The 22,120-nt window shown below is 44.4% G+C and carries 17 protein-coding genes, 8 tRNA genes and 1 other RNA gene; 23 read left to right on the top strand and 3 right to left on the bottom strand.

Annotated elements, in window-relative coordinates:
* The first annotated feature begins 47 nt into the window (after positions 1 to 47).
* The 8 genes from WKT12_RS06990 (at position 48) to WKT12_RS06955 (ending at position 8,747) form a co-directional block, all read left to right on the top strand.
* Positions 48 to 1,340 (top strand): PDDEXK nuclease domain-containing protein, encoded by a 1,293-nt coding sequence (locus WKT12_RS06990; RefSeq protein ID WP_340319234.1) that lies wholly within the window; start codon positions 48 to 50, stop codon positions 1,338 to 1,340.
* An 11-nt stretch (positions 1,341 to 1,351) separates the two neighbouring features.
* Positions 1,352 to 2,389 carry a hypothetical protein gene (locus tag WKT12_RS06985; protein WP_125042713.1) on the top strand — a complete coding sequence of 346 codons (1,038 nt, stop codon included), beginning with the start codon at positions 1,352 to 1,354 and terminating at the stop codon, positions 2,387 to 2,389.
* Between the two features lie 223 nt (positions 2,390 to 2,612).
* Positions 2,613 to 2,921, top strand: coding sequence for a DUF3853 family protein (locus WKT12_RS06980; protein ID WP_009121544.1), 309 nt, complete (start codon positions 2,613 to 2,615; stop codon positions 2,919 to 2,921).
* A 14-nt stretch (positions 2,922 to 2,935) separates the two neighbouring features.
* Positions 2,936 to 4,012, top strand: coding sequence for an AAA family ATPase (locus tag WKT12_RS06975; RefSeq protein WP_125042727.1), 1,077 nt, complete (start codon positions 2,936 to 2,938; stop codon positions 4,010 to 4,012).
* Between the two features lie 211 nt (positions 4,013 to 4,223).
* Positions 4,224 to 5,180: a toprim domain-containing protein gene (locus WKT12_RS06970; protein ID WP_117689207.1), complete on the top strand. Its 957-nt coding sequence runs from the start codon at positions 4,224 to 4,226 to the stop codon at positions 5,178 to 5,180.
* Positions 5,181 to 5,386: 206 nt separating this feature from the next.
* Positions 5,387 to 6,787, top strand: coding sequence for a mobilization protein (locus tag WKT12_RS06965; RefSeq protein WP_125042712.1), 1,401 nt, complete (start codon positions 5,387 to 5,389; stop codon positions 6,785 to 6,787).
* Between the two features lie 304 nt (positions 6,788 to 7,091).
* Positions 7,092 to 7,898, top strand: a complete 807-nt coding sequence (locus tag WKT12_RS06960; protein WP_119193620.1) for a DUF4377 domain-containing protein — start codon at positions 7,092 to 7,094, stop codon at positions 7,896 to 7,898.
* Positions 7,899 to 7,907: 9 nt separating this feature from the next.
* The gene (locus tag WKT12_RS06955; RefSeq protein WP_291565278.1) at positions 7,908 to 8,747 is read left to right on the top strand and encodes a hypothetical protein; all 840 of its coding nucleotides are present in this window, start codon (positions 7,908 to 7,910) and stop codon (positions 8,745 to 8,747) included.
* A 212-nt stretch (positions 8,748 to 8,959) separates the two neighbouring features.
* Here the strand turns inward: WKT12_RS06955 and WKT12_RS06950 are convergent.
* Positions 8,960 to 9,044 (bottom strand) — tRNA-Ser (locus tag WKT12_RS06950).
* A 159-nt stretch (positions 9,045 to 9,203) separates the two neighbouring features.
* Here WKT12_RS06950 and WKT12_RS06945 point away from each other — a divergent pair.
* The 13 genes from WKT12_RS06945 to WKT12_RS06885 all read left to right on the top strand — a co-directional run bounded on the left by WKT12_RS06945 (position 9,204) and on the right by WKT12_RS06885 (position 16,758).
* Entirely contained in the window at positions 9,204 to 9,476 is a 273-nt protein-coding gene (locus WKT12_RS06945; RefSeq protein WP_021972077.1) for an ACT domain-containing protein, read from the top strand.
* A 15-nt stretch (positions 9,477 to 9,491) separates the two neighbouring features.
* Entirely contained in the window at positions 9,492 to 10,856 is a 1,365-nt protein-coding gene (locus tag WKT12_RS06940; RefSeq protein ID WP_340319233.1) for a PFL family protein, read from the top strand.
* A gap of 339 nt (positions 10,857 to 11,195) precedes the next feature.
* Positions 11,196 to 13,547: an ATP-dependent helicase gene (locus WKT12_RS06935; RefSeq protein ID WP_340319232.1), complete on the top strand. Its 2,352-nt coding sequence runs from the start codon at positions 11,196 to 11,198 to the stop codon at positions 13,545 to 13,547.
* 11 nt (positions 13,548 to 13,558) lie between these two features.
* On the top strand, positions 13,559 to 14,722 hold the full coding sequence (nspC, locus tag WKT12_RS06930; RefSeq protein ID WP_340319231.1) for a carboxynorspermidine decarboxylase: 1,164 nt from the start codon (positions 13,559 to 13,561) through the stop codon (positions 14,720 to 14,722).
* A 414-nt stretch (positions 14,723 to 15,136) separates the two neighbouring features.
* Positions 15,137 to 15,209: transfer RNA gene (locus tag WKT12_RS06925), tRNA-Gly, on the top strand.
* A gap of 28 nt (positions 15,210 to 15,237) precedes the next feature.
* Positions 15,238 to 15,321: transfer RNA gene (locus WKT12_RS06920), tRNA-Leu, on the top strand.
* A gap of 14 nt (positions 15,322 to 15,335) precedes the next feature.
* Positions 15,336 to 15,419, top strand: a tRNA-Leu gene (locus tag WKT12_RS06915).
* 12 nt (positions 15,420 to 15,431) lie between these two features.
* A tRNA-Gly gene (locus WKT12_RS06910) sits at positions 15,432 to 15,504 on the top strand.
* 38 nt (positions 15,505 to 15,542) lie between these two features.
* Positions 15,543 to 15,623, top strand: a tRNA-Leu gene (locus tag WKT12_RS06905).
* A gap of 7 nt (positions 15,624 to 15,630) precedes the next feature.
* A tRNA-Gly gene (locus WKT12_RS06900) sits at positions 15,631 to 15,703 on the top strand.
* Positions 15,704 to 15,726: 23 nt separating this feature from the next.
* Positions 15,727 to 15,799, top strand: a tRNA-Gly gene (locus tag WKT12_RS06895).
* Between the two features lie 111 nt (positions 15,800 to 15,910).
* Complete coding sequence (locus tag WKT12_RS06890; RefSeq protein ID WP_340319230.1) at positions 15,911 to 16,117, top strand: hypothetical protein; 207 nt, start codon at positions 15,911 to 15,913, stop codon at positions 16,115 to 16,117.
* 35 nt (positions 16,118 to 16,152) lie between these two features.
* On the top strand, positions 16,153 to 16,758 hold the full coding sequence (locus tag WKT12_RS06885) for a riboflavin synthase (RefSeq protein WP_021970469.1): 606 nt from the start codon (positions 16,153 to 16,155) through the stop codon (positions 16,756 to 16,758).
* 96 nt (positions 16,759 to 16,854) lie between these two features.
* On the opposite strand, the gene WKT12_RS06880 is transcribed toward WKT12_RS06885, so the two are convergent.
* Together WKT12_RS06880 and rnpB are read right to left on the bottom strand one after the other, a co-directional pair.
* Positions 16,855 to 18,165 carry a YihY/virulence factor BrkB family protein gene (locus WKT12_RS06880; protein ID WP_021970468.1) on the bottom strand — a complete coding sequence of 437 codons (1,311 nt, stop codon included), beginning with the start codon at positions 18,163 to 18,165 and terminating at the stop codon, positions 16,855 to 16,857.
* 22 nt (positions 18,166 to 18,187) lie between these two features.
* Positions 18,188 to 18,552: RNase P RNA component class A (gene rnpB / locus WKT12_RS06875), an RNA gene on the bottom strand.
* Positions 18,553 to 18,810: 258 nt separating this feature from the next.
* Between rnpB and WKT12_RS06870 the strand changes: the two genes are divergently transcribed.
* A complete protein-coding gene (locus WKT12_RS06870) occupies positions 18,811 to 20,307 on the top strand; it encodes a trypsin-like peptidase domain-containing protein (RefSeq protein ID WP_021971249.1) in 1,497 nt (498 codons plus the stop codon).
* 300 nt (positions 20,308 to 20,607) lie between these two features.
* Positions 20,608 to 22,119, top strand: a complete 1,512-nt coding sequence (accC, locus tag WKT12_RS06865; RefSeq protein ID WP_340319229.1) for an acetyl-CoA carboxylase biotin carboxylase subunit — start codon at positions 20,608 to 20,610, stop codon at positions 22,117 to 22,119.
* Position 22,120: the final 1 nt, after the last annotated feature.

The raw sequence follows: 22,120 nt of genomic DNA, 5'->3' as shown, positions 1-22,120 counted from the left end.
TTATCCGCTATTTGAATTATATTTGCGACAACAATAGACATTGAAACATGGAAAACAACAAAGAACACCATATAGAAAGAACGAACTTTGACGCATTTGTTCATGCTGTCGGTTCGGAAATAGAACAGGCGCAAGTCAGGCTAATTACCGCAGCCAATGCGCAAATGCTATTCCATTATTGGAAAATAGGCAACTATATCCTGTATCATCAGAACTTACAAGGCTGGGGAAGCAAAATCATCAAGCAACTGGCAAAAGCTATCCGATTCAATTATCCTGAAAAGAAAGGCTATTCGGAACGTAACCTTACTTATATGTGCCAATTCGCACGGTCATATCCCTTGAACGTGCTACGAAGTTTCATTGATACGGATGTAAGGCTATCTGTTCCAAGCGTACAGAATGTTACAAATGAAGTCTTGAAACTAAACAACGGACAATTTATGCAGGAACTTACTGCGCAAATACAATCCGCTGATTACCAGTCTTTAAAATTTACGCAGGAGGCTACTGCGCAAATTCAGGACGTAGAAAAAACAGTTTCTGCCATTTACAGGATAGAGATTAGGGAGATAGAAAAAGTTTTCCTGACCTCTCCTGTTGCCAAAATAAACTGGGCAAGCCAAATGGCTATACTTGACAGTTCGCTACCGTTAGGTATAAGCTATTGGTACATGAAGCAGTCTGTGGAAATGGGCTGGAGCAGCAATGTTCTTAAAATACAAATTGAAACCAACCTGTACAGCAGACAAATCAGCAATAATAAGGTAAACAATTTCACCACTACGCTTCCTGCACCACAAAGCGACCTCGCCAATTACCTGTTGAAAGACCCGTACATCTTTGATTTGGCTGGAACTAAAGAGAAAGCAGACGAAAGGGACATAGAAGAACAGTTGGTTAAGCACGTTACCCGTTACTTGCTGGAAATGGGCAATGGCTTTGCTTTCGTTGCACGACAGAAACATTTCCAAGTCGGAAACAGCGATTTCTATGCAGACCTGATACTATATTCTATTCCACTGCACGCATATATCGTGGTAGAATTAAAGGCTACCCCATTCAAACCGGAGTATGCAGGGCAACTGAACTTCTACATCAATGTGGTGGATGATAAACTGAGGGGAGAGAACGACAACAAGACTATCGGGTTGTTGCTGTGCAAGGGAAAAGACGAAATTGTAGCACAATACGCATTGACAGGCTATGACCAGCCGATAGGCATCAGCGATTACCAACTGAGCAAGGCTATACCTGAAAACTTAAAATCGGCTCTGCCAAGTATAGAAGAAGTGGAAGAGGAACTGGCTTCCTTTCTTGATAAAGACAAGAATTCATAAACCAAGCGTATATGGCAGGAGAAATACTGATTATGATTCCCCAATATGGCGAACTCAACCGAATATATAGCGACTTTATTGTAAGCCATACTTTTTCCTTTGACAAGCAGAAATTCATCACGAACTTCTACAAGCAATACAATGACACAAAAGCTTTTGAAGCCGCTATCCTTGAATTGGTACTTGACAAGCAGAAAGAACAGTACACTCTGATTCTCGACAGTCTAAGAGCCGAGATAGAGAAAAACATGATGCTTTACGAAAAATATCCATTGCTTGATGATGAGATAATTTCTCGTGTGTGCTACCATTTCGCTGATAGATATAATATTGATATAGAGGAACAACTGGAGATTACACAAAGACTAAACAAGCCTTTGAACGAGGCATATAACAGATATGATTCTATTGGTTACAGGGAACATACGGCAGAAGAAGAAAAGCAAGCCGAAAAGGAATATGAACGCTGCAAGGCTGAATATGAGAAAGAAAAAGAAGAACTGGACAGGCTTTATGAATTGCAAAAGCAAGCAAGAAAAGAGGCTTTCCAATATATAGAGAACTGCTGCGGAGATATTTATAAATTGAGTTTCCATTTTATGGAAATATTAGCAAAATATATTCCCGCAGCTAAAGATAAACCGGAAGAGCTAACCAAGCCAAGCGAACCCGATATGCAAGAAGAAGCACCCAAAGAGGAACAACACGAATATTTCGACATGGAGTTGCTTTCGCACGTTTACACGACCTGCGTAGGAGAACAATTCGAGAATATTTCCGAATATGATTTCTATGCTTGTATGAATCTGCACCCCGGCAAATGCAAGCTGAAAATAAAAACGAGAGAGAAAATACGTGTCTGCTACCTGATATTCCTGATGGGTGAACAACTGCCCAAACTAGACAGGGAGAATTGGAAAAAGAATATCCTCAAAATGCTGGATATTGAAGAGAACTATTACAAGTCAAAATACAAGGAACCTGTTTCCGATTTCCCAAGTGACAGCAACCAGAAGTTCGCCAAAGAAATGGACGCAATATTCCGATAATCCGTGATATCCCCTGACATATTACGAAATAACCACTTTTACCACTCAAATTAATTTTTGAGTGGTATTTTTATTGCCTGATATTCAAAGAAATAATAAAATATTCCATTTACACTAACCACATCCTTACCACTTATAAACCTACCTAATTTTGCATCGTTCGAGAACAGAAATAACAGCCAGTGCGCAGGGCTGATTGTTTAACGACTAAATAGATTGGACGATGACAAATCTTCAAGAGTTATTATCAAAACCCGTCTGGCAGATGACAGGCGAAGAGTTCATATTCTTAAGCAAACACGCTTCCGGTCAAACGGAAATGCAACCACAGCCCGTTACGGACACAGAAAGGAAGTATGTGTACGGAATACTGGGCATTGCCAAACTGTTCGGGTGCAGCCTGCCCACCGCCAACCGCATCAAGAAAAGCGGAAAGATTGACAAGGCAATCACCCAGATAGGACGCAAGATTATCGTAGATGTGGAGCTTGCCCTTGAACTGGCCGGGAAGAAAACAGGAGGACGAAAATAACGGGAGGCATGGCTATGGACTATATTAAAGAGACTAAAGACATATCGGCAGAAGAAGCCATTATCCTTTGGCAAGCCTCACGTTTGAGCCTGTCGAAAAGTTATGAGAAAGCACCTGAAATCCTCAAAGTACATGGTTCTGTCATTGGGACATTGGGCAATTTCAGCGCATCCATCGGCAAAGCCAAAAGTAAAAAGACGTTCAATGTGTCGGCTATCGTAGCCGCCGCATTGAAGAACGGCACCGTATTACGATATGTGGCGGAACTTCCGGAAGACAAACGGAAAATCCTTTATGTGGACACGGAACAAAGCCCTTATCATTGTCTGAAAGTCATGAAACGTATTTTACGGATGGCGGGGCTTCCCGATGACAGGGACAATGAAAATCTTGAATTTCTCGCTTTGAGGAAATACACGCCCGAACAGCGTATCAGGATTGTCGAACAGGCTATCTACAATACGCCTGACATAGCCCTTGTAATCATAGACGGCATACGTGACATGGTATATGACATCAACAGTCCCGGTGAATCGACACGTATCATATCCAAGCTGATGCAGTGGACGGATGACAGGCAGATACATATCCACACGATACTCCACCAAAACAAGGGCGATGAGAACGCAAGGGGACATATCGGCACGGAACTGAACAACAAGGCGGAAACCGTCCTCCTTGTGGAAAAGGACAAGAGCAATGGAGATATAAGCAATGTTTCAGCCATGCACATACGGGCAATGGACTTCGAGCCTTTTTCATTCCGTATCAATGACAATGCCCTGCCCGAACTGTTGGAAGGTTACAAGCCGGAAACCAAGAAACCGGGAAGACCCGAAGAAGAAAAGTTCGACCCTTACAGGCATATCACCGAACAGCAGCACCGAATCGCATTGGAAGCTGTTTTCGGACTGAAAGAGGAATACGGCTACAAGGAACTGGAAAATGCTTTAATCAAAAGCTATATGTCAGTAGGTGTAAAGCTGAACCATCAAAAGGCGGTACCGCTCATCACCATGCTTCGGAACAAACGGATGATAGTGCAGGAGAACGGCAGAAAGTACACGTTCATGCCCGACTTCCACTATTAGCCTACACCTTGCAATCGCTTCACTTTATTCCGAGGGTCTATATATCAGAAATAAAGCGAAGTGGTTGCGGAATGTGGCAAAACCGCTTCACTTTATTACCGTACCCTATATATACGAGAATAAAGTGAAGTGATTATAGATCGTACTTCATAAAGAGGTACGGGCGAAAAGAGAAATAAACCAATTCAATTATCATTAAACCAATCGTTTTATGGATATACAGACAGCGAAACAAATCAAGATAGCAGATTATCTGCACAGTCTGGGCTTTTCTCCGGTCAAACAGCAGGGGATAAACCTGTGGTATAAGTCACCGCTAAGGGAAGAAACGGAAGCCTCGTTCAAGGTGAATACTGAACGTAACCAATGGTATGATTTTGCACTCGGCAAGGGTGGGAATATCATCGCACTGGCACAGGAACTTTATTGTTCCGACCATGTGCCATATCTCCTGCAAAGAATCGAAGAACAGACACCCCGTATTCATCCCGTGTCTTTTTCTTTTGGCAAGCAATCATCTTCCGAGCCAAGTTTCCAACAACTGGAGATTGTACCGCTTTCTTCTCCTGCCCTGCTCACCTATTTGCAGGAAAGGGGGATAAACATTGCACTGGCAAAAAGAGAATGCAGTGAAGCGCATTTCTCCCATCACGGCAAACGGTATTTCGCCATTGCCTTTCCCAACGTGTCGGGTGGGTATGAAATCCGCAACCGATATTTTAAAGGCTGTATCGCACCGAAAGAGATTTCCCATATCAAACAGCCGGGAACAGCGAGGGAAACGTGTTATGTGTTTGAGGGGTTTATGGACTATCTTTCATTCCTTACTTTGAGATTGGAGAGTTGTTCGAAATATCCCGAACTGGATAGGCAAGATTACATGGTGCTGAACTCCGTAGCCAATGTTTCCAAAGCCCTCTACCCTTTGGGGAACTACGAGCGCATCCATTGTTTCTTTGACAATGACCGTGCAGGGATGGAAGCACTCCAACAAATACGTGTGGAATACGGCAGGGACTTATACATCCGTGACGCTTCGCAGACCTACAGCGGATGCAAGGACTTGAACGAATACTTACAGAAACAGACTGAAAGAAAGAGGCAAGCCCAGTCTGCAAAGGAGACGCACAGCCGGCCACCGAAAAAGAAAAACGGCTTTCGGTTATAGCCCACTATAACTACACGCTTCGCTTTCGTAGTTGTGGGCTCTCCCGAGGGGATTAGGGCTTTGCCCTAATAACCCACTCAGGGCGTTTCTCCCCTGAGAACCCAGACCAAAGAGTGACCCTCTCTTTGGAAACTCCGCTTATGGGTCGCACCCCTAAGAATCCCTCTGCGAAAGCGAACAAAGTAATCTAACATAAACAAAAAACTATGGCAACAAAATCAAGCATACATATCAAGCCTTGCAACATCGCATCGAGCGAGGCACACAACCGAAGGACTGCCGAGTACATGCGCAACATCGGAGAGTCCAGAATCTATGTCGTTTCCAAACTTTCCACCGATAACGAGCAGTGGGTAAATCCTGACTTCGGCACTACCGAATTGCGGACACATTACGACAACATCAAACGGATGGTCAAGGAAAAGACAGGTCGTGCCATGCAGGAGAAAGAACGTGAACGCAAAGGCAAGAACGGAAAAATCATCAAGGTGGCAGGGTGTTCACCTATCCGTGAGGGGGTGTTGCTCATCAGAGCAGACACTACATTGGCAGATGTGCATAAATTTGGCGAGGAGTGCAAACAACGCTGGGGTATTACTCCGCTGCAAATCTTCCTGCACAAAGATGAAGGACATTGGCTGAGCGGACAACCCGAAGCTGAAGATAGGGAGAGTTTCCAAATTGATGGAAAGTGGTTCAAGCCGAATTATCACGCTCATATCGTTTTCGATTGGATGAACCACGATACAGGAAAGAGCTGTAAACTCAATGACGAGGATATGACCGAAATGCAAAGTTTGGCTTCTGACATTCTCCTGATGGAACGAGGACAATCTAAAACCGAAACAGGCAAGGAACATCTGGAACGTAACGATTTCATCATAAAGAAACAGAAAGCCGAACTGCAACGTATAGAGGAAACCCAAAGGCACAAGAAGCAGCAGGTAACTCTTGCTGAGCAAGAACTCAAACAGGTAAAATCGGAAATACGCACCGACAAACTCAAAAGCGCAGCCACTGATGCAGCTACTGCCATAGCAAGCGGTGTCGGTTCTCTTTTCGGAAGCGGAAAATTGAAAGATTTGGAACAAACCAATGAGAATTTACGTCATGAAATTACCAAGCGTGACAAGGGTATTGATGAATTAAAAGCCAAGATGCAACAAATGCAGGAACAGCACGGCAAGCAGATTCGTAACCTACAAGGAATACATAATCAAGAGCTTGAAACCAAAGACAAGGAAATATCACGATTGAATACCATTCTTGAAAAAGCGTTCAACTGGTTTCCATTACTCAAAGAAATGTTGAGGATGGAAAGACTATGTTATGCCATCGGATTTACCAAAGATATGATAAACAGTCTTTTGACAAAAAAGGAAGCTATTAGGTGCAATGGTAGGATTTATTCTGAAGAGCATTGGCGAAGATTTGAAATCAAGAATGATATTTTCAAGGTGGAAAAGAATCCAACCGATGATAGCAAACTGATACTTACCATAAACAGACAGCCGATAGGCGAATGGTTCAGGGAACAATGGGAGAAGCTACAGGAAGGATTGCGAAAAACAGAAGAGCCAAGAAAAAATAGAGGATTTAGGTTATAAATTCTGTTCTCTATATCGCAAAACATCAATAAAATAACTAATTTTGTATTCGGATTGGGCTAACCCTCTCCATGACATAAGAAAAAGAAGAAGCGTTATGTTTATCTTGTAGGTGAAAACGTAGGAAACTTTCAAACTGATACAAGAGATAGCATAGTGGTTCTCACGCATATAGCGTGGGCTGCTATTGTTACATCTGTATCAGAGGTTTCCTACGACCTTCACTTAGACGTGGCATAGTTGGCTCACGTTTTTTCAATATAAAATTAATAGCCCAATAGAGCCAATAGGGAATTATACGAATATGAATAAGTTTATTATTCCATTTTTTTTAATCACTGCCTTCCTTGCAGTGGGTTGCAGCGATGATGAGCCAAAAGATGTTGTCAATGAAATCAAGATGTCCGTTTCTGCCGAAACAGGTACGTACATACCATGGGGCAGTGATACTCCTGTAGAGTGTATGCTTGTTATGTCTGAAGACAATCCCGGAGTATGGGAGCCACTTGGCTTTAATAGTATTAAATGGTTTACATACGAAAGAGGACATGAATATTACCTTTCGGTGGAGAGAACCATTCTCGCCAATACTCCCATGGATGCTCCAGACCGTACCTATTCGCTGTTGAGAATCCTTCAAGACCGTATTGTCACAAAGCCGGAGATACCTGTAGATAAAGAAATCAATTCAGAGGAAGACATTGAGTACTATGATATGTGCCCCTTTAACAAATATGCCATAGAAAAGGAAATCATTGTCAATGAGAATGGAGAAATTTCCTATGCCGACGGTCACAGCCTTCCGTCTTATGATAATGCCCGCATTTGGTTAAAGTGTATTCTTGATAAGGCAGATCCGAATTGGCTAAAATTCAATAAAATACCCTATATGGCAATCTATTCATTTGTATTGTCACCGCTTACGGATGAAATACGGCTGGTGCGCAACGAATCATCCGGTCCGATGTTCAAGGAGGTCATTCCTGAAAGTGAGTTTGCCCATATCACCCAATCCATGAAGCCGGGCGAAGAACTCCGTTACGCCCTCATCCTTGCCAATGTCTATAAGAAAGGACTTCAGAAGCTGGAATTTACGATAAAGAAACAATAACACATAACCATGATGAATAAACTTATCAACCCGATTCTTTTTATCATGTGTCTGCTTGCTATGGCTTGCAGCGATGATAATAATGAAAATGAAACATTTGCTCCGTTCAGTCTTGAGAAAAGATACTATGAAGTACGATTGGAGCGCAATGCTACTTCTATTCCTATAATAAACGGTAGTGGCGATATTAGTTTGGCAATAGAGGATGAAAATATATTGAATGCCATTTACTCAAAATACAACGATAAGGAGGATGACAGAAAAGGACACATCAATTTGTATGGTATGCAGAAGGGAAGTACAACACTGACCATTACCGACAATATTACCAAGGATGTGGAAACCGTTGAAGTGAAAGTGACAGATTGCTATTTGTCATACATGATAGACGAAAGTAATCATCCTCTATTAAAAGCCAACACAACTCTATTTTTCATAAACAATCCTGCAAAAGAGTCCTATATCTTCGCTAGAGACAATCTCCATGGGACATTATATGACCGACCAACAATGAAAGGCAGTTACGAGTTCTTCATCACCCCCGATTCGAAAGAACAACTGCACGACATACCCGGATTGCGTTTAACATTCCAAACCGATGGAGAAGAAAACGTTACTGACAACAATGACACGACAACATCTTACGACTTTCAAATAATGGGTAATAATCAGATATTCAGTGTTATTCAAGCATTTTTGGGTGTGAAATGGGAGGAACTTTTTGATAACGCCCATACAAAAAGCCCTGCACCAGTAGACTTTACTATGAAGCTGACTGCTCCCAATACAAATTATCAAATTACAGGAGTATTAAGTACTACATCCATTCCGGAACACATATTGGATTGATACATTGCTGCAGTTAGGCAATTAAACTGATATAAAAGCCAACTAAAAGAGCATAACTTGATTGTTCTTTTAGTTGGCTTTGTTTTATTCAGACACTTTTTTCTGAGTAAAGATGCATTTCATCTTAAATAATACAAAAACACCCAATTTTACATTCTTGGGTGTAAAATTGGGTGTTTGTTTTACAACTTACTGATTTTCAGTGTTTATTGCGGAGAGACAGGGATTCGAACCCCGGGTACCTCGCGGTACAACGGTTTTCAAGACCGCCGCAATCGACCACTCTGCCACCTCTCCAAAACTCTTTTTAGGAGTGCTTCCTTTCAAAAGCGATGCAAAGGTACATAATATTTTGTAATAAGCAAGCATTCGCTCAAAAAAAGTTTGCAGAAAGATGGCTTTTGATAATAAATATTTATCTTTGTAAAATTAATAACTATAAGAAAAAACGTGATTATGAATAAGGCTATTATTACGGTAGTAGGTAAAGATACTGTAGGTATCATTGCAAGATTATGTTCTTATCTTGCTGAAAACAATGTGAATATATTGGATATTTCTCAGACCATTGTGCAGGAGTATTTTAATATGATGATGATTGTCGACATGGCAAACATTCAGAAGCCTTTTGAACAGATCGTAAATGAACTGATAGAAACAGGAAATAAGATTGGCGTTCAGGTAAAATGTCAGCGTGAAGAGATATTCAATAAAATGCATCGTATCTAAAAAACAGCTATTACTATGATTAATATATCCGAGGTTCTCGAGACCAACAAGATGATAGAGAAAGAAAACCTGGATGTGCGTACAATCACCATGGGAATAAATCTGCTGGATTGTGCCGACAGTAATCTGGATGTTCTCTGTCAGAACATATATAATAAGATGACACGTTTTGCCAAGAATCTGGTGAAGACAGGAGAGGATATTGCTAAGGAATATGGTATTCCTATTGTAAACAAGCGTATTTCCATTACTCCTATTGCACTGGTGGGTGGATCGGCATGTCATACACCTGATGATTATGTGAAGATTGCCCAGACACTGGATAAGGTGGCCGAAGAGCTGGGCGTAAACTTTATCGGAGGGTATTCGGCTATCGTATCGAAAGGTATGACACGAAGCGACGAATTGCTGATTCGTTCTATTCCGAAAGCGTTGGCATGCACGGAACGTATTTGTAGTTCTGTCAATGTGGGTTCTACCAAGACGGGCATTAATATGGATGCGGTTCGTCTGATGGGAGAAATTATTAAAGAAACGGCAGAACTGACCAAAGAACGTGATTCGTTAGGATGCGCCAAGTTAGTGGTCTTATGTAATGCTCCCGATGATAATCCGTTTATGGCAGGTGCTTTCCACGGCGTATCGGAAGACGATGCGATTATCAATGTCGGCGTAAGCGGTCCGGGCGTTGTGAAGTATGCGCTGGAGCAGGTTCGTGGAGAAGGTTTCGAGGTTCTTTGTGAAACGATTAAGCGTACTGCTTTCAAGATTACCCGTGTGGGACAACTGGTTGCACAGGAAGCATCACGCCGGTTGGGTGTTCCGTTTGGTATCATCGACTTGTCTTTGGCTCCGACTCCGGCTGTCGGCGACAGTGTGGCTGAGATTTTGCAGGAAATCGGATTGGAGCATCCGGGGGCACCGGGTACAACTGCCGCTCTTGCCTTACTGAATGATCAGGTAAAGAAAGGTGGCGTAATGGCTTCTTCGTATGTAGGTGGATTGAGTGGTGCCTTCATTCCGGTCAGCGAAGATCAGGGAATGATTAATGCAGTAGAAGCAGGCGCGCTGACCATCGAGAAACTGGAAGCAATGACTTGTGTTTGTTCTGTAGGATTGGATATGATTGCTATTCCGGGTTCTACATCGGCTGCTACCATATCGGGCATCATTGCCGACGAAACGGCTATCGGTATGATCAACCAGAAGACTACGGCGGTGCGTATCATTCCGGTGATAGGAAAAGAAGTTGGCGATACGGTAGAGTTTGGAGGATTGCTGGGATATGCTCCTGTCATGCCGGTTAACCGCTTTAGTTGTGAAGCCTTTGTGAGTCGTAAGGGACGTATACCTGCTCCTATTCATAGTTTTAAAAATTAATCATTATATTTCGGCTGTCGTCTGCTAAATTGATTGTTCGGGCGTCGGGAGCCGGAACTTATTTTCGAAAATAGAAAGGAAGGAAGTCTTGCCGGAGAAAAACCTCCGGAGGGCTTCCTTTTCTTGTACTTAGGGGGAGAATGTTGCAGGGCAGACCATTCTAAATAGAGTTTGAAGCGGGAAAGTTACTTTTTATGCTGGTGTATAATGTCGCAAAACCGATTGTTTTAAGTCGGCAGATAGAACCCGAAGTACGAAATTTGTTTTGCCGTTGTATGGAAATCTATTAGGACACTGCTGGATTTGTGCTATCTTTGTGCCTGAAATAGATTGACCTGTATGACAGATTACTTGAACGAACTAAATGAGAGTCAGCGGGCTGCGGTGCTATACAACGACGGACCTTCGCTTGTGATTGCCGGAGCCGGATCGGGAAAGACCCGTGTGCTGACCTATAAGATAGCTTATCTGCTGGACAACGGTTACGAACCGTGGTCCATTCTTGCGCTGACATTTACCAACAAGGCGGCGCGTGAGATGAAAGAGCGTATCGCACGTCGGGTAGGCACAGAGCGGGCGCGCTACTTATGGATGGGGACTTTTCATTCCATCTTTTCGCGTATCCTCCGTGCGGAGGCGGCAGCCATCGGTTTTTCATCCAATTTTACCATTTATGATTCTGCCGATTCAAAAAGTCTGATAAAGACCATTATCAAGGAAATGCAGTTGGACGACAAGACGTATAAGCCGGGGATGGTACAATCGCGCATCAGCAATGCCAAGAATCACCTGGTGTCGCCCGATGCTTATGCCGCCAGCCGGGAGTTTTACGAGAATGATTCGGCTGCCAAGGTACCTGCCATACGCGATATTTACCGCCGCTACTGGGAGCGCTGCCGGCAGAGCGATGCCATGGACTTCGACGATTTACTGGTTTACACCTATATATTATTTAGCAAACATCCTGAAATTTGCGAGAAATACGCTTCTCATTTCCGCTATGTGCTGGTAGATGAGTATCAGGACACCAACTATGCCCAGCATTGCATCGTGATGCAGCTGACCGAAAAATACCGTCGAGTTTGCGTGGTGGGCGACGATGCGCAGAGTATTTACTCTTTCCGTGGAGCGAATATCGACAATATCTTGAAGTTTACGAGCCTGTATAAGGATGCCCGTCTGTTCAAGCTGGAGCAGAATTACCGTTCCACGCAGACCATTGTCAAGGCGGCCAACAGCCTGATTGAGAAGAACCGGGAGCAGATACGCAAGGAGGTATTCTCCGAAAACGACAAGGGGGAACCGATTACCGTGTTCAATGCCTATAGTGATGTGGAAGAAGGAGAAATCGTTGCCAACAAAATAGCACAGCTTCGAGTAAAGAACAGTTATTCGTACGACGATTTTGCTATCTTATACCGAACCAATGCACAGAGCCGTATCTTCGAAGAGGCTTTACGTAAGCGGGGAATGCCTTATCGTATCTACGGAGGCTTGTCTTTCTACCAGCGGAAGGAGGTAAAGGACGTGATTGCTTATTTCCGGCTGGCGGTCAATCCGAATGATGAAGAGGCTTTCAAGCGTGTCATCAATTATCCGGCACGTGGAATAGGTAGTACGACGCTGAGCAAGATTATCGATGCGGCTACCCGAAATCAGGTCAGCCTGTGGAAAGTTGTGACCGAACCTCTTGCCTACGGACTGGAACTGGCGAAAGGTACGCATACCAAACTGCAAGGATTCCGCAGCCTGATTGCCGGATTCGTGGAGGCTGTTTCGCAGACCAGTGCCTACGAGCTGGGTAAGAATATCGTCCAGCAGTCGGGAATCATCAGTGATATTTATCAGGATCGTTCGCCCGAGAACCTGAGCCGTCAGGAGAATATCGAGGAGTTGATAAACGGTATGCACGATTTCTGTGCCGACCGTGAGGAGGAGGGCAACACGCATGTCTTGCTGACCGACTATCTTTCGGAGGTTTCCCTGCTTACTGATCAGGACAGCGAAGGAGCGGATGACGCAATGAAGGTTACGCTGATGACCATTCATTCGGCCAAAGGATTGGAGTTCAAGAATGTTTTCGTCGTGGGATTGGAAGAAAATCTCTTTCCCAGTCCGATGGCAGGCGACTCGTATAAGCAGTTGGAAGAGGAGCGCCGCTTGTTTTATGTAGCCATAACCCGTGCCGAGGAACACTGCTTCCTGTCGTTTGCCAAAACCCGTTTCAAGTACGGCAAGATGGAATTCAGCAGTCCCAGCCGTTTCCTGAAAGACATTGATGCCCGTTACCTGAACCTGCCGCAGGAAGATGTCATATCCCGCAAGATAGACGAGGGAGCGAGCCGCTTCCGTCGGGAGGTGGCAGCCGATACCCCACGGTATACGCGCGACAGCTCACCTTCGATGTTCGACGGGGGAGAGATACCTCAGGAACCTCGCCGCTTTGTCAAGCCGGCAGCTCCGCGGGTACTGCGCAAGATACCTTCAGCTTCGGCTTCTGCCGGTGCGTCGGCTTCCTCTGTCGGCAACGGAGTTCACGCCGGACAACAGATAGAGCATGAACGTTTCGGCATAGGCGAGATCGTCAAGGTGGAGGGTACTGGCGATAATTGTAAGGCAACGGTTCGCTTCCGCAATGCGGGTGAAAAACAACTGCTGCTGAAGTTTGCACGATTTAAAATAATAGAATAAGATAAACAGCTATGTTAGATGTAACAAAAGTTCCTTCTCCCTGCTATGTCATGGAAGAGGATTTGCTCAGAAAGAACCTGAGTTTGATAAAGAGCGTGGCCGACCGTGCCGGAGTGGAGATTATTTTGGCTTTCAAGGCATTCGCCATGTGGAAGTCGTTCCCGATATTCCGTGAGTACATTCATTACACGACAGCCAGCTCTGAATACGAGGCTCGTCTGGCTTTCGAGGAGTTCGGAAGCAAGGCGCATACGTATTCTCCGGCTTACACGGAGGCCAATTTTCCGGCTTTTCTGAAGTATAGCAGTCACATCACGTTTAACTCGCTGTCGCAGTTCGAGCGCTTTTATCCGCAGGTGAAGGCTTATCCGGAACATGTATCGTGCGGTATACGTGTAAATCCTGAATACTCGGAGGTGGAAGTCGAGCTGTATAATCCTTGTGCTCCGGGTACCCGTTTCGGAGTGACTGCCGATTTGTTGCCCGACCGCCTGCCGGAAGGGATAGAAGGTTTCCACTGCCATTGTCACTGCGAATCGAGTTCGTACGAACTGGAGCGTACGCTGAAGCATATCGAAGAGAAATTTTCCCGCTGGTTCCCGCAACTGAAATGGCTGAATCTGGGCGGGGGACATCTGATGACGCGTAAGGATTACGACGTGGAGCATCTCATCGGCCTGCTGAAGGGGCTGCGTGAACGCTATCCCAATCTTCAGATTATTCTGGAGCCGGGCTCAGCTTTTACCTGGCAGACCGGTCCGCTGGTGGCATCGGTTGTCGATGTTGTAGAAAGCAAAGGTATACGTACGGCCATACTTGACGTCAGCTTCACCTGTCACATGCCCGACTGTCTGGAAATGCCCTATCAGCCCAAGGTGCGCAATGCCGAAACGCTTCCACCCGATGCGGTCAAGACTGCCGCTCCCGAAGAGCATATCTATCGTCTGGGAGGAAACAGTTGCCTGAGTGGCGACTACATGGGAAGCTGGAAATTCGACCATGAGTTGCAGGTAGGCGAACGGATTGTGTTCGAAGACATGATACATTACACAATGGTAAAGACCAATATGTTCAACGGTATTCATCATCCTTCCATCGCCTTGCTTCATTCCAACGGCGAACTGGAAATATACAGAAATTTCCGTTACGAGGATTACCGCGACAGAATGTGTTGATGTATTGTGCAGCAGATGCCTGAGTTTTCCGGATGCTGCCGTGATATTACATGGAAGTTTGTACAAAAGTTTTAGGCTTTTGTACAAAAACTTCGATTTTTTGTACAAAAAACGGAAAAAACGCCTGCACGGATTAGTTTAAGCGTGCAGGCGTTTCTTTTTTCTTCTCATACAGAAAGGAAAATAATCTGGTTATCAGCGGGAAATACTTATAGGGAGTCGTGTACAGCTCATCTTGCTTTGTCGGAGCCGGAATACCTGATATTGTGCGGGGTGTATACCCGTGTGAAGGTGCATATGGAAACATTCTAATAGTTTTTCGTGAAAAAAATATCCTAATGTTTTGGAGGTTTCGGAAAAAGCATTACCTTTGCACTCGCAATCGGGAAAACCGTTTGCTCTTAATGTTACAATGCGGAAATAGCTCAGTTGGTAGAGCATAACCTTGCCAAGGTTAGGGTCGCGAGTTCGAGTCTCGTTTTCCGCTCAAAGCACAAAGGTTTGCGCAGAAAGAAGCCCAGGTGGCGGAATGGTAGACGCGCACGTTTCAGGTGCGTGTGTCGAGAGGCATGCAGGTTCGAGTCCTGTTCTGGGCACCAAGGCAAACCTTACCGGAGGAATGGCGGAATTGGTAGACGCGCCACTTTGAGGGGGTGGTGACAATTATGTCGTGTGAGTTCGAGTCTCATTTCCTTCACCGGTTAAAATTGCGGAAATAGCTCAGTTGGTAGAGCATAACCTTGCCAAGGTTAGGGTCGCGAGTTCGAGTCTCGTTTTCCGCTCGAAAGCAAATAAAGTTGCGCTGTCGAAAGACTGAAATGCCCAGGTGGCGGAATGGTAGACGCGCACGTTTCAGGTGCGTGTGTCGAGAGGCATGCAGGTTCGAGTCCTGTTCTGGGCACTATAATGCGGAAATAGCTCAGTTGGTAGAGCATAACCTTGCCAAGGTTAGGGTCGCGAGTTCGAGTCTCGTTTTCCGCTCTTTTACATATTGAAAGCTTTATGCGGAAATAGCTCAGTTGGTAGAGCATAACCTTGCCAAGGTTAGGGTCGCGAGTTCGAGTCTCGTTTTCCGCTCTCTCAGAGAAATCGACAAAAGTTGGTTTCTCTTTTTTTTATGCCATAAGTTTGTTTCTTATTGTTGAGATTATATATATTTGCGCCTGCAATATTAAAACTTAGTAGATAATGAAAACTTATGATATTTATTTCTCGGATGGTGAGTCAAGTGACAACAAGGGTTTCTTTATAAAGACAGAAGAAAAGGCTGTTCATATGGCCGAAGATATGTTGGTGAAAGGAAACAGTTATACGGAGGATTATGCCGGAGGAACTATTTCGGTAGTCGATTCGGATGGTAACACCGTATGGAGCAAGCCTATCCCCGTGAAATGATTGAATCGGAATATTAATATAAAACAAGTGAAGTTATGTTCTCAGGAATAGTAGAAGAATATGCGGAGGTAGTAAAAGTGGTGAAAGATCAGGAGAACCTGCATCTGACGTTGAAATGTTCGTTCGTTGATGAACTGAAGATTGATCAGAGTATTTCTCATAACGGGGTTTGCCTGACAGTGGTAAGTATTCAGGATGGAACTTATACGGTTACAGCCATGAAGGAAACCATCGACCGCTCGAATATCGGTCTGCTTAAGCCGGGCGATAAGGTGAACGTGGAGCGCAGTATGCTGATGAACGGTCGTCTGGATGGTCATATCGTTCAGGGGCATGTGGATCAGACCGCTACTTGTGTGGCAATAGACGATGCTGAAGGTAGCTGGTATTTTACGTTTAAGTATGCTTTCGATCCGGAAATGGCAAAACGTGGTTACTTTACGGTAGACAAAGGTTCGGTTACTGTCAACGGAGTCAGCTTGACGGTCTGCAATCCTACGGAAGACACTTTTCAGGTTGCCATCATTCCTTATACCTATGAACATACCAACTTTCATACATTGCATGTAGGAAGTGTTGTTAATCTGGAATTTGATATTATCGGCAAGTACTTGAGCCGTATGATGCAGCTTACAAAATAATTGCATATATAGAAAGGAGAAGAGCAAAAATGATTCACGTGTTTCATTTTTGCTCTTCTTTGTTATTGGGGGATTCCGTCGGATGGACGGCTGCTCTTATAAGTCTTTTAGCAATACCTGACTGTTGTTGTAGATGTATTCCTGACGCGCGTGTTGCAGTATTTTCCAGGATTCGGAGTATTGCCGGCGGTCTACCTTGAAGTCTTCGGAGCCGGTGGAATCCAGTTTTTCCAGCAGGATACCTACTGTCAGCTTGTTTGTGTCCATTCCCGGCAGGTAGCGTATGTCGCCTTTCTTTTCTTCTATGGTTTCGTAAATGAGGTGTATGTCCTGCAATTCATACAAGATTCGTTTGGTCAGCCGGATTGGTATTTTATATTGCTTGCTGATTTCTTCGGCCGAATAAGGTTTCTTTTCTTCTGCAAAGTTCTTGCAGATAGCCGAGAGAATGATGGTGCAGAAGAAATCGTGATAGCGGCGGCTGATGTGTTCTGTTTCTTTTCCGAAATCGAATGATTCCAGATTCTGGCTGATGTAGCTCATCTCGGCACCGAAGAGGCAGATGGTCCACGAAATCTGAGTCCATAACAGGAACATCGGGATGGCAGCAAAGCTACCGTAGATGGCATTGTAGTTCGAAACCCATATCTGGCTGTTTACATAGAAGAACTGAAATGCCTGAAAGGCTGTTCCTGCCAGTATACCCGGAAACCATGTATGTTTCAGCTTGACTTTGGTGTTGGGTATAAAGATATATAGTCCGATAAACATTCCCCACGTCAGGGCGTAAGGGGTGAGCCTTACCAGAAACTTCAGGATAGGGGCAAGGACCAGAAAGTTATCCATGCTTTTTATGTAGGTTGTCATGAAGATGGTCAGACCACTTGAGATGACAATCAGTAACGGTAAAAGCAGAATCATGGAAAAGTAATCTGTTATTTTCCGGAAAACTGAGCGCGGCCGTTTGACTTGCCAGATTGCATTGAAGCTTCGTTCGATGTTGTCTGTCAAGATGAGTACGGTCCATAGTAACATGATTAAGCCGATGCCGATGAAGATGCCGCTTTGTGCATGCTCCAGATAAGAGTTTATCCACGAAATAATCAGTTCGCTTTGCTGGCTTGCCACTCCCTGCCGGAGCTGGATTTCCATCAGGGTGTCGAAGCCGAACCCGCGTGCTATGGCAAACAGGATGGCAAGTATGGGGATGATGGACAGCAGTGTGCTGTATGTCAGGGCAGATGCCCGGATCTGAATGCGGTCATTCAGGAACTGGTTGACAGAAAGATAAACGATTTTAATGCATGAATATAACTGACGCCGTATGGGGGATACCTCATCTTCGGTTATTCTCCAGATTCCGTCGGTGAGGAATTGCAGCCAGTTTTTTATTTTGGTATAGTTCATGGCGGTGAGGTTTCGATGAAAAAAAAGCAGTCGGTCTATAAGCCGGGTTCTGTTCTTTGTGCTGAAGCGCAAAGTGTCTGTCATTTATCTACGCTCACTGTCACCAGTAAGCTCTAGCGGTCTACCCTCCGACGTGGGGCGAGCAACCCTCGTTAATGCCGGTTTACATGACCTTACAACTCCTAAGATGCACAGCCCGCATATCGCTATACGTCTGGTAGGCTCTTACCCTACCTTCTCACCCTTGCCTCTCCGGTGTGGACAGGCGGTTATTTTCTTCTGCATTACTCTACCTTTGCAGGCAGCTTTCTGTTAGGAAGTAGGATGCTCTGTGTTGCCCGGACTTTCCTCTTGTACAAATGTACCAGCGACAAACCGACCAACTGCTTTCTTGTTGCAAAGGTACGTAAATAAAATGAATTTATGACATTTTTGTCAGAAATATCTGTTCACCCTGCAAACTGTCTGGTAATGAATGTAAAATTGGCAGGCGGTAGTCGTTAACTGCGGTTAACGGATAATATTTCTTTGTTAAAAGAGAGAAAAAAGAGGCGATGCCGAGTACAATCGTATGAATTTTGTTCTACTTTAGCAAATGAAATGTTAAACAACTATTGAAATTAACAATTTAAACGATATAAACGTATGAAAAAGACAACTAAAATCGCATTGGGGGCAGTCGCAGTAATGGCTGTCAGTGCAGGAGTGGCAGGAGTTACTACTTATACTCTTATGCAATCTAAGCAGGATAAGAATACGTCTTTCTATGATGAATTTCAAACAGCGTCGAATGCTCGTTATGCTGCCTTGGATGCATCAAGCATGCAGCCGGTCGATTTGACTAAAGCGGCAGAGAGCTCTCTGAACTCTGTTGTACATATAATGTCTGTACAAAGAAGTAAGGTTAAAACCATACAGGGACAGCCCGATATTTTCGATTTCTTCTTCGGCGACGGACGTGGACGTCAGCAGCAGGTACAAACTCCGGAACAGCGTGGTTTTGGTTCGGGCGTAATTATTTCGAAAGATGGTTATATCGCAACCAACAATCATGTAATCGACGGAGCTGATGAAATATCTGTCAAGTTGCACGACGGACGCGAGATGAAGGGACGTGTTATCGGTGCCGACCCGACTACCGACCTTGCTTTGGTTAAGATTGAGGGAGATGATTTCCCTGCTATACCGGTGGGCGACTCAGATCGTCTGAAAGTGGGCGAATGGGTACTGGCTGTAGGTAATCCGTTCAATCTGGGATCTACGGTTACGGCTGGTATCGTCAGCGCCAAGGCTCGTGGACTGGGTGCCAACGGTGTAGAATCGTTTATCCAGACCGATGCGGCTATCAACCAGGGAAACAGTGGTGGTGCGCTGGTCAACGCCAAGGGTGAGCTGGTAGGTATTAATGCCATGCTGGTTTCTCCTACCGGAGCTTATTCGGGATACGGATTTGCTATTCCGACCAGCATCATGACAAAGGTGGTAACCGACTTGAAGCAGTATGGTACTGTACAGCGTGCCTTGCTGGGTGTTGCCGGACGTAATATGGGTGATGAAACTTATCCGGATGAAATCCGTAAGGAACAGAAGGAACTGGGTATCAACGAGGGTGTACAGGTTGTTGAAGTAACCGAAGGCGGTTCGGTAGACGGTATCCTGAAGGTGAACGATGTTATCATGGAACTGAATGGCAAGAAGATAAAGACTATGGCCGAATTACAAGGTTCACTTGCTAAATATCGTCCGGGTGATAAGGTTACCTTGAAAGTATGGCGTGAAAAGAAAGAAAAGAATTTCACTGTTACATTGAAGAATGCACAGGGTAATACCAAAATTGTAAAGAATGCCGATATGCAATTGTTGGGTGCTGCATTCCGTGAAGTGCCTTCCGATTTGAAGAAACAGTTGAATTTGGGCTATGGTGTACAGGTAACAGGTGTAAGTGAAGGCAGAATGGCCGATTGTGGTATCCGTAAAGGATTTATTATCCTGAAGGCAAACGGCAAGCAGTTGAAGACAGTTCAGGATCTGGAAGAGATTATGAAGTCTGCTTCTCAGTCGCCCGATCAGGTATTGTTTATGGTTGGTGTATATCCATCGGGTAAACGTGCCAACTATGCAGTCGACTTGTCGCAGAATTAAGAATAGATTAAGGTGATTGTTTTTAGGTAAAGAAAAATAAATTTAAGGAGAAGTCCGGGGAGCTGTCAAGTTTCCCGGACTTTTTTCGTTTTGTCACCTCGACTTTGCGTTTTCACCCTTTTTGCGAATGTAAGCCTACCAATAGGTAGGTATTTTATGCTAAATTCCTTCCCATGGGCAAAAAAAGAAAGGATAATTGGAACGGTATATCTTTTTTTGCTAATTTTGCACAGATTTTGGCTGCGTGTGCCGAATGACGCGGCGGCGGCTTAAACGAAGATAATAACTAAAACATAAAGCATGATACACAAGGTATTAATCGCTAACCGTGGCGAAATTGCTGTGCGCGTGATGCGTTCTTGCCGTGAAATGGGCATTCGTACCGTGGCAGTCTTCTCGGAAGCCGACAGAACGGCACGCCACGTACTTTATGCAGATGAGGCTTGCCTGATTGGTCCGGCAGCATCTCGTGAGAGCTATCTGAACATTGATAAAATTATCATGGCGGCTAAGCGTCATGGAGTGGATGCAATTCATCCGGGATATGGTTTCCTTTCGGAGAATTCCGAATTTGCACGTCGTTGTCGTGAAGAAGGAATCATTTTTATCGGTCCCGATCCTGAAACAATGGATGCTATGGGCGATAAGATTTCTGCACGTAAACATATGATTGCTGCGGGGGTTCCGGTAGTTCCAGGTACGGAACAGCCTTTGCAGAGTGTAGAAGAGGCTAAGGAAATCTGTAATCGTATCGGTTATCCGGTTATGCTGAAGGCTTCTATGGGTGGAGGCGGTAAAGGTATGCGCCTTATTCATAATGAGTCGGAAGTTGAGGAAGCTTACAATACAGCTCGTTCGGAATCGATGTCATCGTTTGGCGACGATACGGTTTATCTGGAAAAATTCGTAGAAGAACCACATCATATCGAGTTCCAGATTCTGGGAGATAATTATGGCAATGCTGTACATTTGTTCGAACGTGAATGTTCTATTCAGCGTCGTAACCAGAAAATCGTGGAAGAAACTCCTTCTCCATTTGTCACTCCCGAACTTCGTCAGAAAATGGGTGAGGCTGCTGTGGCTGCTGCCAAAGCTGTAAATTATAAAGGAGCTGGAACAATTGAGTTCCTGGTCGACAAGCATCGTAATTTCTATTTCCTTGAAATGAATACACGTCTGCAAGTTGAACATCCTATTACTGAAGAAGTGGTAGGTGTAGACCTGGTTAAGGAACAGCTTCGCATTGCTAATAATGAACCTCTTCATTTCAGGCAGGAAGATTTGAAACAGCGTGGTCATGCCATCGAATGCCGTATCTGTGCCGAGGATTCTGAAAACAATTTCATGCCTTCGCCGGGTGTTATCCGTCAACTGATGGAACCGAACGGTATCGGTGTACGTATCGATAGTTACGTATACGAAAGTTACGAAATTCCTATTTACTATGACCCGATGATTGGTAAGCTGATTGTATGGGCTACTACCCGTGAATTCGCTATCGAACGTATGCGTCGTGTGCTGTATGAATACAAGATTACTGGTTTGAAGACGAATATCGGTTATTTGCGTCATATCATGAATGTTCCCGACTTTGTAGAAGGACATTACAATACTCTGTTTATCCCCAAACACCAGGATATGTTGCGTAAATGGGCAGGTCAGAAAGAAGAAGAAACTGAAAATATCGCAATGATTGCAGCATACATCGATTATTTGATGAATCTGGAAGAAAATAATTCAGGCTCTTCTGATAACCGTCCTATCAGCCGCTGGCGTGAATTTGGATTGAAAAAAGGTGTATTGCGAATTTAAA

It is taken from the genome of Phocaeicola sp. HCN-6420 (assembly GCF_037890145.1).
Lineage (GTDB): Bacteria > Bacteroidota > Bacteroidia > Bacteroidales > Bacteroidaceae > Phocaeicola.
This window is presented reverse-complemented; position numbering and strand designations above follow the sequence as displayed.

Coding starts and splice junctions, on each gene's coding strand:
- WKT12_RS06970 (WP_117689207.1), top strand. CDS start 4,224: ATGGATATACAGACAGCGAAACAAATCAAGATAGCAGATTATCTGCAC.
- WKT12_RS06965 (WP_125042712.1), top strand. CDS start 5,387: ATGGCAACAAAATCAAGCATACATATCAAGCCTTGCAACATCGCATCG.
- WKT12_RS06940 (WP_340319233.1), top strand. CDS start 9,492: ATGATTAATATATCCGAGGTTCTCGAGACCAACAAGATGATAGAGAAA.
- WKT12_RS06980 (WP_009121544.1), top strand. CDS start 2,613: ATGACAAATCTTCAAGAGTTATTATCAAAACCCGTCTGGCAGATGACA.
- WKT12_RS06880 (WP_021970468.1), bottom strand. CDS start 18,165: ATGAACTATACCAAAATAAAAAACTGGCTGCAATTCCTCACCGACGGA.
- WKT12_RS06985 (WP_125042713.1), top strand. CDS start 1,352: ATGGCAGGAGAAATACTGATTATGATTCCCCAATATGGCGAACTCAAC.
- WKT12_RS06870 (WP_021971249.1), top strand. CDS start 18,811: ATGAAAAAGACAACTAAAATCGCATTGGGGGCAGTCGCAGTAATGGCT.
- WKT12_RS06990 (WP_340319234.1), top strand. CDS start 48: ATGGAAAACAACAAAGAACACCATATAGAAAGAACGAACTTTGACGCA.
- WKT12_RS06975 (WP_125042727.1), top strand. CDS start 2,936: ATGGACTATATTAAAGAGACTAAAGACATATCGGCAGAAGAAGCCATT.
- WKT12_RS06885 (WP_021970469.1), top strand. CDS start 16,153: ATGTTCTCAGGAATAGTAGAAGAATATGCGGAGGTAGTAAAAGTGGTG.
- accC (WP_340319229.1), top strand. CDS start 20,608: ATGATACACAAGGTATTAATCGCTAACCGTGGCGAAATTGCTGTGCGC.
- WKT12_RS06935 (WP_340319232.1), top strand. CDS start 11,196: ATGACAGATTACTTGAACGAACTAAATGAGAGTCAGCGGGCTGCGGTG.
- WKT12_RS06960 (WP_119193620.1), top strand. CDS start 7,092: ATGAATAAGTTTATTATTCCATTTTTTTTAATCACTGCCTTCCTTGCA.
- WKT12_RS06945 (WP_021972077.1), top strand. CDS start 9,204: ATGAATAAGGCTATTATTACGGTAGTAGGTAAAGATACTGTAGGTATC.
- WKT12_RS06955 (WP_291565278.1), top strand. CDS start 7,908: ATGATGAATAAACTTATCAACCCGATTCTTTTTATCATGTGTCTGCTT.
- WKT12_RS06890 (WP_340319230.1), top strand. CDS start 15,911: ATGAAAACTTATGATATTTATTTCTCGGATGGTGAGTCAAGTGACAAC.
- nspC (WP_340319231.1), top strand. CDS start 13,559: ATGTTAGATGTAACAAAAGTTCCTTCTCCCTGCTATGTCATGGAAGAG.